Origin of the sequence: Halarchaeum sp. CBA1220, from assembly GCF_003721175.2 — an archaeon.
GTDB classification, from domain to species: domain Archaea; phylum Halobacteriota; class Halobacteria; order Halobacteriales; family Halobacteriaceae; genus Halarchaeum; species Halarchaeum grantii.
In genome coordinates this window covers 1,230,834-1,244,587 of sequence record NZ_CP054707.1, presented here as the reverse complement: position 1 = coordinate 1,244,587, position 13,754 = coordinate 1,230,834, and the positions used below count along the sequence as shown (strand labels likewise).

The 13,754-nt window shown below is 71.4% G+C and carries 11 protein-coding genes; 4 read left to right on the top strand and 7 right to left on the bottom strand.

Annotated elements, in window-relative coordinates:
• Positions 1-50: 50 nt before the first annotated feature.
• From EFA46_RS06650 to EFA46_RS06635, 4 genes are all read right to left on the bottom strand, one after another.
• On the bottom strand, positions 51-785 hold the full coding sequence (locus EFA46_RS06650; protein WP_123074048.1) for a diphthine--ammonia ligase: 735 nt from the start codon (positions 783-785) through the stop codon (positions 51-53).
• A 36-nt stretch (positions 786-821) separates the two neighbouring features.
• Positions 822-1,952 carry a DUF373 family protein gene (locus EFA46_RS06645; RefSeq protein ID WP_123074049.1) on the bottom strand — a complete coding sequence of 377 codons (1,131 nt, stop codon included), beginning with the start codon at positions 1,950-1,952 and terminating at the stop codon, positions 822-824.
• Positions 1,953-2,015: 63 nt separating this feature from the next.
• Positions 2,016-3,017, bottom strand: coding sequence for a signal peptide peptidase SppA (gene sppA / locus EFA46_RS06640; protein WP_123074050.1), 1,002 nt, complete (start codon positions 3,015-3,017; stop codon positions 2,016-2,018).
• A gap of 143 nt (positions 3,018-3,160) precedes the next feature.
• Positions 3,161-4,060 (bottom strand): coiled-coil protein, encoded by a 900-nt coding sequence (locus EFA46_RS06635; protein ID WP_123074051.1) that lies wholly within the window; start codon positions 4,058-4,060, stop codon positions 3,161-3,163.
• A 301-nt stretch (positions 4,061-4,361) separates the two neighbouring features.
• Between EFA46_RS06635 and EFA46_RS06630 the strand changes: the two genes are divergently transcribed.
• Positions 4,362-4,778 (top strand): DUF371 domain-containing protein, encoded by a 417-nt coding sequence (locus tag EFA46_RS06630; RefSeq protein ID WP_123074052.1) that lies wholly within the window; start codon positions 4,362-4,364, stop codon positions 4,776-4,778.
• A gap of 69 nt (positions 4,779-4,847) precedes the next feature.
• On the top strand, positions 4,848-5,891 hold the full coding sequence (locus tag EFA46_RS06625; protein WP_123074053.1) for a glycosyltransferase: 1,044 nt from the start codon (positions 4,848-4,850) through the stop codon (positions 5,889-5,891).
• On the opposite strand, the gene EFA46_RS06620 is transcribed toward EFA46_RS06625, so the two are convergent.
• Both EFA46_RS06620 and folP read right to left on the bottom strand, forming a co-directional pair.
• The gene (locus EFA46_RS06620) at positions 5,888-6,565 is read right to left on the bottom strand and encodes a class I SAM-dependent methyltransferase (RefSeq protein ID WP_123074054.1); all 678 of its coding nucleotides are present in this window, start codon (positions 6,563-6,565) and stop codon (positions 5,888-5,890) included. The two genes, EFA46_RS06625 and EFA46_RS06620, sit on opposite strands and share 4 nt — an antisense overlap.
• Complete coding sequence (gene folP / locus EFA46_RS06615; protein ID WP_123074055.1) at positions 6,558-9,062, bottom strand: dihydropteroate synthase; 2,505 nt, start codon at positions 9,060-9,062, stop codon at positions 6,558-6,560. Before folP ends, EFA46_RS06620 begins: the two co-directional genes overlap by 8 nt.
• Positions 9,063-9,229: 167 nt before the next feature.
• On the opposite strand from folP, the gene EFA46_RS06610 reads away from it, so the two are divergent.
• A complete protein-coding gene (locus EFA46_RS06610; protein ID WP_123074056.1) occupies positions 9,230-10,291 on the top strand; it encodes a PAS domain-containing sensor histidine kinase in 1,062 nt (353 codons plus the stop codon).
• Positions 10,292-10,591: 300 nt separating this feature from the next.
• Here the strand turns inward: EFA46_RS06610 and purH are convergent, their stop codons facing one another.
• Positions 10,592-12,178: a bifunctional phosphoribosylaminoimidazolecarboxamide formyltransferase/IMP cyclohydrolase gene (gene purH, locus EFA46_RS06605; RefSeq protein WP_123074057.1), complete on the bottom strand. Its 1,587-nt coding sequence runs from the start codon at positions 12,176-12,178 to the stop codon at positions 10,592-10,594.
• A gap of 168 nt (positions 12,179-12,346) precedes the next feature.
• Here purH and purB point away from each other — a divergent pair, with 168 nt between their 5' ends.
• A complete protein-coding gene (purB, locus tag EFA46_RS06600) occupies positions 12,347-13,717 on the top strand; it encodes an adenylosuccinate lyase (protein ID WP_123074058.1) in 1,371 nt (456 codons plus the stop codon).
• The last annotated feature ends 37 nt before the right edge of the window (positions 13,718-13,754 follow it).

Here is a 13,754-nt window from a genome sequence, read left to right as displayed (position 1 = left end):
GGTCGTTCGGAGCGACCCCGGCGGAGCCCACGTGACGCGTCGCTCGCGCCTTACCGCAACGTCGCGTCCGTTATTTCGACGTGCCCCCGGTCGCCCTCCCACACCGTCTCGTAGTCGAGTTCGATGGCGCGCGCCATGTGCGGGCCGTCCGTGACGAACGTCTCGAACTCGCCGCCCTCGCCGAGCGGGTGGACGCCGTACTCCTCGCTCAGGGCCGCGAGCTCGTCGAGGGCGTCGCGGTCGAGCGTCCGCCCGAGCCACGATTCATCGAGGCCGTACGCCGCGACCTGCAGGATGGTTATCTCGAAGCCCGCATCGAGCATCGCCGACCCGAGTTCGAGCGGGTCCTCCTGCCAGAGCGGCGCGAAGACCTCGCAGCCGAGGCGGTCGGCCATCGCCTGAATGCGCGACGTCTGGAACTCGCTCTCGATTGCGCCCGCCGTCACGCCCGCGAGCCCGCCGTCGAGCTCGTCGTCGAGGCGTTCGAGCGCGCGCTCCATCGGCTCGAGTTCCGCGTCGCCCTGCGCGCCCGCGTCCGTCGCGTTCGCCGCCTCGAAGTCCGCCGGCTCGACGTTCACGTGCTCGATGCCGACGCTCTCGGCCGCGAGGCCCGTGAGCTCCGTCGCCGGCACGTGGTACATGTAGGAGTCCGCCGAGGGGTGGACGGTGAGGAGGCGCGCGACGTCCAAGTCAGATTCGAGCGCGCGATGGAGCGCCCAGCTCGAGTCCTTCCCGCCGGAGAACAGCGACACCCATCGGCCCTCGCCCGCGTCGAAATCGCTCATACACGACCGTGGGCGTGGACGGCTAAAGACTCCGCGCTAGCGCCTGACGGCGTCCGCGCTCTCGTCGCCGGCCGCGAAGTGACTGGAGACGCGGATGCCGACGAGGCTGACGAGCACGCCAAGCAGGACGAACGTCGCGAGGCGCTCCTCCGGCGTCAGGACGGCCGCCCCGATGAGTGGGAGCGGCGGCGTGTGGAGCGGCGCGAGCGCGCCCGCGCGCTCCACGAAGTAGCCCGTGAACCCGCGGACGACGAGGCCGACCGCGATTGCGCCGAAGGGGAGGTTGAGGCGTGCGGCGCCGAGCGTCTCGTCGCGGATGTACTCGTCGATGAGGCGGCCGGTCGCGCCAGCGAGCGCCGCGAGCGCGAGCCACGGGACGCTGCGGTAGCCGAACGCCATCGCGGCGACGAGCACGCCCGGGTCGCCGAGCGCGGAGACGCCGAGCGCGCCCGCGAACGTCCCGACGAGCGCGAGGCCGGCCGCGATGACGTACGTGACGATGGAGACGCGCCCCGAGTAGAGAGCGTCGCGCGCCTGCCCGGGGAGGTCAGCGAGGTACTCGTCGATGCTCAGTCCCTTGTAGAGGATGAAGACGCCGATGACGGCGGTGATGGAGGCGACGGCGGCGGCGAGACTGCGCGTCACCGTGAGCAACACGGGGAAGACGAGGAGCACCGCCCCGAGCGGGACGAGCACGCTCTCGCGGAGCTCCTCGTCCGCGAGGAACTGCTTCAGGAGGTAGTACGTGCTCTCGATGTCGCGCGCCTGCCGGACGACGACGCGGTCGACGGCGTCCACGGGGAGGCGGCTCTCGACGACCGGGACGAGGCGTTCGTCCTCGGCGGTGTCGACGACGACGATGGCCGAGTCGGGAGCGTGTGCGGCGACGAGCTCGTCGAGTTGCGCGGCGGCCGAGCGGTCCGCGCCGACGGCCGTGTCCGCGACGCCGGAGACGACCGCCGGCACCGCGTCGTCGCCCTCCGCGCGGAGCTCGTCAGTGAGGCGGAGCACCTCGAGGAGGCAGTTGACGCTCGAGTCCTCGGGGTCGTCCATCCCGAGCGCGACGACGAGCGATTCGACGGCCTCGCGGCCCGCGATGGGCGGGTCGACGTCGGCCTTCCGCGCCACGTCACCCGCGCGATCGACACACACGACCAGCGTACGCATCGGACGTCCCTACCGTCGCGGCCGGCGCGTAAAAAGACTCGCTACTGCGCTCTCGGGGGCGCGTCAGCGCAGTTCGACGTCCACGCCGTCCTCGCCCGCCAGCGTCCGCGCGACGCCCGCGCCGGCCGCGTACGCGACGGACTGCACGCCGACGCGGAGCCGCCGCATCAGCCCGGGCGACGGCCGGAACTCCTCGACGGCCACCTCGACGCCGAGCGACTCCGAGAGGGCGTCCTCGGCGTCACGCGCGGTACCGATTTCGTCCACGAGCCCGCGCTCGACGGCCTCCCCGCCGAGGAAGACGCGCGCCTCGGTGTCCCGGACGGCCGCCGGGTCGAGGTCGCGGCCCGCCGCGACGCGCTTGACGAACTCCTCGTAGTAGTCGTCGATGAGCCCCTGGAGGTAGTCGCGGTCGTCCGCGTCGAGCTCCTTCAGCGGCTGGCCGGCGTCCTTGTACTTCCCGGCGGCGAAGCGCTCGTAGGAGACGCCGAGCTCCTCCGCGAGCTCCTTCGCGTTCACCGTCGAGCCGATGACGCCGATGCTCCCGACGAGGCTGCCCTCGCGGGCGAACAGCCGGTCGCACGTGGAGGCGATCCAGTACCCCCCGCTCGCGCACTGGTCGGTCGTGTACGCGACCGCCGGGCCGTCGAAGCGCTCGACGGCGAGGCGGATGTCGTCGCTCGGGACGATCTCGCCGCCCGGCGTGTTCAGTTTCACGAGCAGGCCCGCGACGTTCGGGTCGCCGTCCGCCGCCTCGATCTGCTCGACGATGGCGTCCGCCGGCGGCGTCACGACGCCGCCCGCGAGCCCGTCGCCCGCCCCGTCGCGCGTGATCGGGCCGTCGACGGCGACCTCCGCGACGTTGTAGTCGGCGAACCACCCGCGCGCGAGGCGCGCCGCGCCGCGAACGGCGCCGATTGCGAACACGATGGTGAGCACCACGCCGAGCAGTTCGGCGGTGTCGCCCGGCAGCAGGACGAACACCGTCCAGCCGACGACGACGGCGGCGAGCGCCGCGAGGACGACGACTGCGAGCTGCCCGAGTCGGTTTCCGAGCGTATCCATACCCTAGAGGGTGGTGCCCGCTACGTAAACGCTCGGGCGCACGACGGCGGCGAGTGCACGACGGCGCGGTCGCTACGCGCGTGAAGACAAAGAGAAGAGGGAAGACGCGGCCTCGTGGCCGCCGACCGTCGGTGACGTCGCGTTTACAGGAGACCGGACTTCTGGAGCTTGCGGAGGTCCTCGGTGTCGACCGTCTCGCCCTCCTTGAAGCGCTCGTAGATCTCCTCGGCCTCTTCGCGGGCCTCCTCCTGCTTCGCGGCGCGCTCGCCCTTGCGCTCTTCCTCCTCCTGCTTGTCGAGTTCGCGCAGGCGCTTCTGGACGCGCACGAACGCCTCGTGGTGGGCGTCGGCGGCTTCCTGGGCCTCGACGAAGCTCTCGTGCATCTCGTCGGCTTCGTCGCGGATGTCGTCGGCCTCGCGATAGGCCTCGATCATCTGGTTGTGGTGCTGCTGGGCCTCGTCGGCGAGCTCGGTGACCTTCTCGTGGTGGTTCGAGGCTTCCGCCCGAACCTCCTCGGCCTCCTCGACGAGGTCCTCGAGGTCGTCGTTGTCCTCGAGGGTCTCTTTACGCTGCTGGTACTCCTCGCGTTTGTTCTCGATCTTCTCGATGAGCTCGCGCTCGTCCTCGGGGGACAGGACCTCCGTCTGCTGCTTGAACTCGAGCTGCTCGATGTCCTCCTTGAGCTCGTCGAGGTCCTTGCCCTCGTCGAGTTCGAGGTCGCCCTTGCGCTCGTCGACCTCGTCGAAGAGCTCGTTGGCCTTCGCGTTCAGCTCGTTGCGCTGTTCCTTGTGCTCCTGAACGCGCTCGTTGAGCTCGTCGCGCTTCTCGCGGTGCTCCTGGGCCTCGTCGACCTTCTCGCGAGTCTTCGCGTTGAGGTCGTCGCGGTCGGAGGCGCGGGAAGAAGCGAGCTGGTTGAGTTCGTTACGTCGGTCGCGGAACTGACCCGCCTTCTTGATGAGCTGCCCCTTGGATTTCTCCTGGAGCTCTTCGTCGGTGATCAGTTCGTCCGCTTCGGATACTTCGAGAGTTGCTTCCTCTACCATTGTTTGATCCTCGGTTCCATACCGCCGGAGCGTCGCGTACGGCGACCGCTCGTGGTGTCCTGTAGCCCGTCGTAAGGAGAGCGTCGGTTCATTCTCGAGCGGTGCTGGCGAACGCCCGCAGCGTTCTGGTGACTCTACGTAGGGGAGTACTACATTTAAATTTTGCGCCACCCAAACCGCTGTAAACAGTTAGCATACCCCGCGTATTCGCACGCGTCTGCCCATGTGGTGCATTCTCATAGTGACTTAAACGGGCGGCGAAACGGACGGCCTCATATACGGCGGCGAGCTACGCCGTGGTATGCACCGGGAAGTCGTCCACGCACGCGGCCACGAGAACGTCAGCGCCGCGCACGCGAGCACGTTCGAAGTCACCACCGACGACTACCTCACGCCGGCTGGCGACTGCATCCTCGCCGTCGAGGCCTCGCGTGCGCCCGCCGACTTCGACGACGCGTTCGTCGAGACGGTGCGGGACGCCGACGCCACCGTCACCCTCACCGTCGAAGCCGACGGCCACACGGCGGCGGTCACGGGGCGCGGCGACCCCGAGCTCACGTACGAGAGCGAGCGCTCGATGGTCGGGCGCACCAGCACGTACGTCGACGACCGCACGATCATGCTCGACGCCGAGTTCGCCGCCGAGGGCTTCGACGACGGCCTCGTCGACGCGCTCGCCGCCGGCGCGGACGCCACCGTCACCCTCACCGTCGAGTAGCGCGCCGGCCGCGCGACCCGGCGCGGCGATGGAGGAAGGCTTTTGCCGGCGTCACACTCACCCGAAGGCATGCGCGTGGCGCTCGTCTCCGCCCGGACCGTCCACCACGCGGACGCGGGTCCGGCCGCCGAGCGCCACGACTCGCTTCGCGCCCTCCTCGCCGGACGTGGCCACGACGTCACCGTCTTCTGCGCGCAGTGGTGGGACGGCGACCACGACGCCTTCGAGCACGACGGCGTCGCGTATCGCGCCCTCGAACCCGCACCGGGCGAGCGATGGGCGCCGCTTCGGCTCCTCCCGGCGCTCCGGTCGTTCGACCCGGACGTCGTCCACGTCGCCGACCCCCGCCCCGGGTTCGTCTTCGGCGCGCGACTCGCGAGCGCGCTCGGCGCGCCCGTCGTCACCGAGTACTACGACCCGCCGTCCGACGACCGCCTCACGCGGTGGGCGGCGGCGGCGAGCGACGCCGTCGTCGTCCCCTCGGCGTTCGTCGGCACGGCCGTCCGGGAGGCCAGCGTCCCCGGGGAGGCACTCCACCGGATCCCGAACGCCGTCGAGATGGAGCGCGTCCGCGCAGTCGAGGCCGACCCGGACGCCGGTGACGTCGTCTACTCGCGGACGCTCGACGCGGACGCCAACCTCGAGTCGGTGCTGCTCGCGCTCGCGGAGTTCCGCGACTACGACTGGTCGGCGACCGTCGTCGGCGACGGCCCGGAGCGCGCGAACTACGAGCGCCAAGCCCGCGACATGGGCATCGCGGACCGCGTCTCCTTCGTCGGCGAGCAGTCCCTCGACGACCGCCTCGCGCTCTTCAAGGGCGCGCACGTCTACGCGCAGACCGCTTACCGGACGAGCTTCCCGACCGACCTCCTGCGCGCGCTCGCCTGCGGCTGCGTCGGCGTCGTCGAGTACCACGCGGACTCCGCGGCGCACGAACTCGTCGAGGGCGACGCGCGGGGCTTCCTCGCGACGAGCGACGAGGAGCTCGTCGACTGCCTGCGCGACGCCACCGACGTCGAGCGCCTCGACATCGACGAGTCGTACGCCGCCCACGACGAGCGCGCGTTCCTCGAACGCTACCTCTCCCTCTACCGCGACCTCGGCGCCGTCTAGGCCCGAACGCGGACGAAGAGGAACTCGCCGCCGCCGTGCTCGTCCGGCACCCGCGTCTCCTCCTCGACCGTGAAGCCGGCGTCCCGGAGGCTCGCGAGCGTCTCCTCGGCGACGGGGAAGCTCCAGTGCATCTCGACGCCGCTCCCGAGCCAGTTCGGCGTCCCGCCCTCGTAGGCGTCCGTCCCCGTGGTGACGAGCGCGGGCGCGCCGTCCGCGAGCACGCGATGGAACTCCGCGTAGACCGACGCGTGAGCCTCGCGGGGGACGTGGATGATGGAGTGGAGCGCGACCAGGCCGTCGAAGACGCCGTCGCGGAACGGGAGCGCGCTCATGTCGCCCTGCACGAGCCCCGCCGTCGGCGAGCGCTCGTGCGCGCGCCCGAGTTGCTCGCGCGAGAGGTCGAGGCCGACGACGTCGAACGCGAGGTCGAAGCGCGAGAGGACGGGAACGCCCGCGCCACACCCCGCGTCGAGGACGAGCGCGCCGTCCGGCAGGTCGCGCGCGACCGCGTCCACGTGGTCGATACCGGGTTCGCCGACGGCGGTCCGGGCCTCGCGGTGGACGCGTGCGAGTTCGTCGTAGCCCTCGCGGACCGCGTGCAGGTAGGAGGCGCGGCCGTCCGCCTCCGGGAAGTCCTCGTCGCGAACCGTCCGGTCGTCCGGGTCGTCACTCATCGCCGTCACCCCCGTTCGTCGCGCCGTCGTCGCCGGCCGGCTCCGGGTCGTCCGCCCCGTCGAGTCGCGTCCCCGACTGGACGGCCTCGACGGTCCGCACCGCCGCGACGTTCTCCGCGACGTCGTGGACACGGATCACGTCCGCGCCGCGCTCGGCGGCGACCGCCGTGCCCGCGACGGTGGCGTGCCCGCCCCGATCAGGGTAGCGGTCGACGGCGCCGAACATCGACTTGTGCGAGTGGCCGACGAGCACCGGACAGCCCAGCGCGTGGAGCTCGTCGACGCGCTTCAGTATCTCGAAGTTCTCGCCGACGGACTTCGCGAAGCCGATGCCGGGGTCGACGATTATCTTCTCGCGGGGCAGTCCCGCCTTCTCCGCGAGCAGGACGCGCTCGCGGAGTTCGTCGATGACGTCCTCGACGACGTCGTCGTAGTGGACGTCCGCCCCCGGCTCGACGGGCGCGTTCAGCGAGTGCATCACGACGAGCGGCGCGCCGTGCTCGGCGGCGACGAAGCGCATCTCCGGGTCCTCGAGGCCCGTCACGTCGTTCAGGATGTCCGCGCCGGCCTCGAGGGCGGCGCGCGCGACCTCCGCCTTCATCGTGTCCACGCTGAGGAGGCAGTCGAGGTCGGCGATGCGCTCGATGACGGGGACGATGCGCGCGCGCTCCTCGGCGGCCGGGACGGGGTCGGCGCCGGGGCGAGTGGACTCGCCGCCGACGTCGATTATATCGACGCCGTTCGCCACCATCTCCTCGGCGCGCGCGACGGCGTCCTCGACGGCCTCGTACTCGCCGCCGTCGTGGAACGAGTCCGGGGTGACGTTCAGGATGCCCATCACGGCCGTCGAATCGCCCGACCACGGGTACTCCGTCCCCTCGTCCGGCGTCTCGATGTCGAGCGTCTCCCGGAGTTCGTCCGCGTAGACGGAGAGCCCGTAGGGCTGGCCGTCGAGTTTGGCACACAGGCGCTTGAACTGCGCGAGCGTCCCCATCATCACGACGTCGAGCGTTCCACGGGGCTGGTCGTTCAGCCCCGAAATCGCACACTCCCCGCCGAGGCTCAACAGCTCCTCTTTGAGGTACTGCGCCTGGCGCTTCTGGACGCGCGAGCGGACGACGCGGTGGACGCCCTTTCCGCGCATCCGCCACGCACCCGCCGGCGTGACGTGCGCGCGCTCGAGGTGCTCGCGGGACTCCGCCAGCGAGTCCGCGCGCTTCTCGACGGTCGCGCGCGTCCAGCGCTGGCGCGCCTCCGCGACGGTGAACAGCGACCCTGTAACGAGCACGGCGTCGCCCGCCTCGGCGGCCGCGAGCGCGCGCTCGACGGCGGCCTCGACGGAGCTCATCGCCGACACCTCGCCCGCGCCCGCCGCGCGGAACGCGACGGCGAGCGCGTCCTGGTCCTCCGCGCGCCCCGAGTCCGGGCGACACGTCCGCACCGTCGCGGCGTCGGGGAGCGCGCCCGCCATCCCGCCGTGGTCCTTGTCGTGCATCGCGCCGACGACGAGGTGGAGGTCGTCGTAGTCGAACTCGGCGAGCGTGTCCGCGAGCGCCTCGCACGCGCCCGGGTTATGCGCGCCGTCGAGGACGACCAGCGGGTCCTCGCCCATCACCTCGAAGCGCCCCGGCCAGTAGGCCTTCCGCAGGCCGCGCGCGAGCGTCGCGTCGTCGACGTCGACGAGCTGCCGGACGAGCGTCGCGGCGATGCCCGCGTTCGACGCCTGATGCTCGCCGAGCAGGGGAATCCGGGCATCCAGCGTCCCCGACGCGTCCGCGACGGATACGGCGGCCTCCGCCGGCGAAACCGCGCCCTCGTACGTGACGCGGACGTCGCGCTCCGCCTCAGGGCCGACCGTCACCACGTCCCCCGCGACGTCGCGGACCGCGTCGAGCGCGTCGCCGCGCGCGCCCGTCACGAGCGGCGCGTCGGCGGGCGCGACGTGGGCCTTGTCGGTCGCGATTTCGGCGACCGTGTCGCCGATGATGCCGGTGTGTTCGAGCGTCACGCTCGTCACGCAGGACGCCGCCGGGTCGACGACGCTCGTCGCGTCGTACTTCCCGCCGATGCCGACCTCGAGGACGGCGACGTCGACGTCGGCGGTCCCGAAGCGCCAGAGCGCCAGCCCCGTTATCGTCTCGAAGAACGTCGGCGAGTCGCCCGTCGCGGCGCGCTCCGTGACGTACTCCTGTATCTCCGAGACGTACTCGCAGACCGCCGCCTCGGAGACCTTGCGGCCGTTCACGCGGACGCGCTCGCGCAGGTCGTCGAAGTGCGGCGACGTGTAGAGTCCGACGTCGAGGCCGGCCTCGCGGAGCGCGGACTCGACCATCCGAGCGGTGCTCCCCTTCCCGTTCGACCCCGCGATCTGGACGTACGTCGGGCCTCGATGGGGGTCGTCGAGGGCCGAGAGGAGGTCCGCGACCCCCTCGGTGCCGGCGCGCGGGCGGAACCGCTGGAGGTCGAGGAGAAAGTTCGCGGCCTCGTCGTAGCGCATATACAGACACCTCCGTTCGGGCGGTCAAAGGCGTGTCGGATACCGGAGCGGGTGTCACGGCGGTCGGCGCGGGGCGAGTCACGCGACGCGCACCGCGCTCGGCGGGTTCGCCCCTCTCGGTCCCGGCAGGCCAACGCCTATGGCCCGACCGCCCGAACGAGTCGTCCATGGACATCCCCCACGCCGTCGCCGCCGGCGCCCTCGACGCGGCGGGCGACGCGCTCGCGGTTCTGAACGCCGACGGCGTCGTCGTCGCGGGAAACGACGAGTGGGCGTCGTTCGCGCACTTCGGCGCCGCCGCGGACGCCGGAACCGACTACGTGAGCGCCGTCGCCGCCACCGACGCGGCCGGCGCGCGCGTCGCGGACGCGCTCCGCGCGGTGCTCGACGGCGAGGAGTCGGCGCACGTCGAGTACGAGCGCGCGGCCGACGGGACGCGGCGCTGGTATCGCTTCCGCGCGGCGGCGTTCGATGCCGACGGCGAGCGCCACGTCCGCGCCGAGCACGCGGACGTCACCGAGCAGGTCGTCGCCGAGACGGCGGTACGCGAGCGCGACGAGGCGCTGTGGTCGAGCGCCGCCGTGCTCAATCACGACCTCCGAAATCGCCTCACGGTCGCGAGCGGCTGGCTCGACATGCTCCCCGACGACGAGGGCGACGGCCCGAACCCGAAGGAGCGCGTCGCGAACGCCATCGACCGCGCGGACGCGACGGTCGTGGACGCCGTCGAGTTCCTCCGCGTCGGGCGCGCCGGCATCGCGGGCGAGCCCGTGGACGTCGCGGCGCTCGCGCGCGCGGCGTGGAGCGACGCCGAGTCCGCCAGCGCGACGCTCGACGTCCGCGACCCCGTGACGGCCACCGGGGACGCCGCCCTCGTCAGGGACGCGCTCGGGCGCGTCTTCGAGAACGCGCTGGCGCACGCCGGCCCCGACGTGTCGGTGACCGTCGACGCCTTCGATCGCGGGGGCGAATCCGGGTTCTACGTCGCCGACGACGGCCCCGGAATCGAGCCCGAGAAGCGCGAGCGCGTCCTCAGACTCGGCGGCACGACGGTCGAGGGCGGGACGGGCTACGGTCTCCCGGTGGTCGCGCGAATCGCGGCCCGACAGGGCTGGCGCGTGGCGGTGACGGACGCGGCTGACGGCGGGACGCGCGTCGAGTTCGTCACGGACCCGCGAGCGCCGCAGGTTCGCGGCGAACTCTCGGACCCGCGGCTCTCGGAGCGGTAGCGAGCGGACGGCAACCGAAGCGAGTGAGCGGGTGTGCCGTCGCGTCGCGAGGCCCGCTCACCGTCGGTGTCAGCGCATACGGGGCGGTGGATGCGTTCCCCGTGAAGAAGGTTCGCCGACGGGGGAAGCTCGCTCGGCGTTACGAGTGCCGGAACGTCCGGTTGCCCGTGAACGCCATCGCGATGCCGTGTCTCGTCCAAGCCCTCGCGGCCTCGCGTGCTCGGCCGCTCGCCCTTCGAGAGTCCACCAGGCGGAGGCGATGGCGGCCGGCCTCCACGTCGGTCAGGAGGACCGTGGTGGTTAGCTATGCCGGAACGTCCGGTTGCCCGTGAACGCCATCGCGATGCCGTGTTCGTCGCAGGCCTCGATGACGTCGTCGTCGTTCACGGAGCCGCCGGGCTGGATGACGGCCTCGATGCCGGCGTCGGCGGCTTCCTCGATGCCGTCCGGGAACGGGAAGAACGCGTCGGAGGCCATGACGGCGCCCTGCGCGCCCTTCCCCTCGGCGTGCTCGTCGGCCTTCATCGCGGCGAGGCGGACGGCGTCGACGCGCGAGACCTGCCCCATGCCGACGCCGACGGTCTCGGTGCCCTTCGCGAGGAGGATGCCGTTCGACTTCACGTGCTTCAGCACCTTCCACGCGAAGCACATCGTCTCGACCTGCTCCTCGGTGGGTTCGGCCTCGGTGACGAACTCGAGGTCGTCCGGGGTGGGCGCCCACGTGTCGCGCTCTTGGACGAGTTTGCCGCCGACGAGCGACTGCTCGGTGAAGCGCTCGGAGACGACGTCGGGCCCGAGTTCGTCGCCGCCGACGTCGAGGACGCGGAGGTTGTCCTTCGAGGTGAGGACGTCGAGGGCGGCGTCGGTGTAGCCGGGCGCGACGACGACCTCCTTGAAGGAGTCGACGACGAGTTCCGCCGTCGCCTCGTCGCAGGGGCGGTTGAGCGCGACGATGCCGCCGAACGCGCTCATCGGGTCGGTGGCGAGCGCGTCCGCGTAGGCCTCGGCGAGCGTGTCGGCGGTCGCACAGCCGGCGGGGTTCGTGTGCTTGATGACGGCGGCGGCGGGCTCCTCGAACTCCTTGATGAGGTTGAGCGCGCCGTCGGCGTCGTTGTAGTTGTTGTAGCTGAGCGCCTTCGCGCCCTCGTTGAGCTGGTCGGCGTGGACGACGCTCGGCTCCGTACTGCCGAGGTCGCCGTAGACGGCGGCGTCCTGGTGTGGGTTCTCGCCGTAGCGGAGGTCGGCCTCGCGGTCGGCGCCGTCGATGCGGCGGACGGGGAACTCCGCGTTCGCGTCGGCCTCGACGCGGACCTCGCCGTCCGCGACCTCGACGTCGTCGTTCGCGAACCACCGGATCGCGCGCGGGTAGGCCTCGAACTCCGCCTCGTAGAGGACGCGGTCTTTGAGCGCGGCCTCGTCGTCGTCCGCGTAGACGGGGACGGGTTCCTGCGTGACGATGGGGCCGGCGTCGACCGCCTCGGTGACGACGTGGACGGTCGCGCCTGTCACGCTCACGTCCGCCTCCAGGACCTGCTCGTGGGCGTCCATCCCGGGGAAGGAGGGGAGGAGGCTCGGGTGGACGTTCAGCGTCGTGGGCGCGTCGTCGAGGAACGTCTCGGTGAGCACGCGCATGTAGCCGTCGAGGACGACGAGGTCGACGTCGTAGTCGGCGAGGCGCTCGAGGACGCGCTCCTCGTGGGCCTCGCGGGCCTCGCCCTCCTCGCGCTCGACGGCTTCGGTGGGGATGTCGCGCTCGGCGGCCGCCTCCAAGATGGGGGCGTCCGCGTCGTTCGTGAGGACGACCGAGAACTCGGCGTCGCCGGGCGTCCGGTCGGCGATGTGCAGCAGGTTCCGTCCACGGTTGCTGGCCATGCCGGCTAGCTTCATACGCGGCTTCGCGCACCGCACGCCGAAAGGGGTTGCGGTTCTTCGAGCGAAAGTATGCATAGACGAGCATAGATACAGCGGGTATTCCGCGTCGATGCGGTTCGTCTATGCACGCACGTGGCGATTCGGACCGGCACGCTTTTGGGTCGCGCGACGGGACTGGCGGGTATGCCGGACCCGCTCTACGCGGTTTCACCCCTCGACGGCCGCTACGCCTCCCGGACCGCCCCGCTCGCCGACTACGCGAGCGAGGCCGCGCTCATGCGCGCTCGCGTCCGCGTCGAAGTCGAGTACCTCTGCGCGCTCGCCGACCTCGAGGCGACGCCGCTCGCCCTCTCCGACTCCGAGCGCGCCGCCCTCCGCGACGCCTACGAGTCCTTCGACGAGGAGTCCGCCGCCCTCGTCAAGCGCATCGAGACGGAGGGAACCGACGAGTACGCGGCGACGAACCACGACGTGAAGGCCGTCGAGTACTTCGTCCGCGAGCACGCCCCCGAGCGCGTCCACCAGTGGATCCACTTCGCGCTCACGAGCGAAGACGTCAACAACCTCGCCTACCGCCTGCTCCTCAAGCCCGCCGTCACCGAGGTGCTCGTCCCCGAGCTCCGCGAGGTCCGCGACGAGCTCGTCGGGTTCGCGCACGACTACGCGGAGACGCCGATGCTCGCGCGCACTCACGGCCAGCCCGCGACGCCCACGACGTTCGGCAAGGAGATGGCGGTCTACGCCGCCCGCCTCGGCCGAAAGCTCGCGCGCGTCGAAGCCGCCGCCGACGGGTTGGCGGGGAAGCTCGCGGGCGCCTCCGGCACGTACGCCGCCCACCACGCCGCCTACCCCGACGTCGACTGGCGCGCGTTCGCCCGCGAGTTCGTCGAGGGCCTCGGCCTCGCGTACACCGAGCCCACCACCCAGGTGAATCCCTCGGACGACCTCGCCGAGCTCTTCGACGCGCTCCGCGAGACGAACACCGTCCTCCTCGACCTCGACCGGGACGTCTGGACGTACGTCTCCCAGCGCTACCTCGGCCAGGAGGCCGCGAAGAGCGAGACTGGGAGCTCGACGATGCCGCACAAGGTCAACCCAATCGACTTCGAGAACTCGGAGGGGAACCTCTCGAAGGCCAACAGCGACCTCGCCTTCCTCGCCGATTACCTCCCCACCTCCCGACTGCAGCGCGACCTCTCGGACTCCACGGTCAAGCGCAACGTCGGCGCCGCGTTCGCCTACTGCCTGCTCGGGTACACGAAACTGCAGGACGGCCTCGCGAAGGTCGTCCCGAACGAGCGGGTGATGCGCGAGGACCTCGAGTCGACGCCCGAGGTCATCGGTGAGGCCGTCCAGACGGTCCTCCGCCGCGAGGGCGACACCGAGGCCTACGAGCGCGTGAAGGCCCTCACGCGCGGCGAGCGCGTCACCCTCGAGGACTTCCGCGACCTCTTCGAGGACCTCGACGTCTCCGAGGACGTCCGCGAGGAACTGCGCGCGCTCACGCCCGCCGGCTACACGGGCGTCGGCGCCGACATCGCCCGCGACGCCTGAGCGCGGACGCACAGAAGACTTTTACTCACTCGCTCGG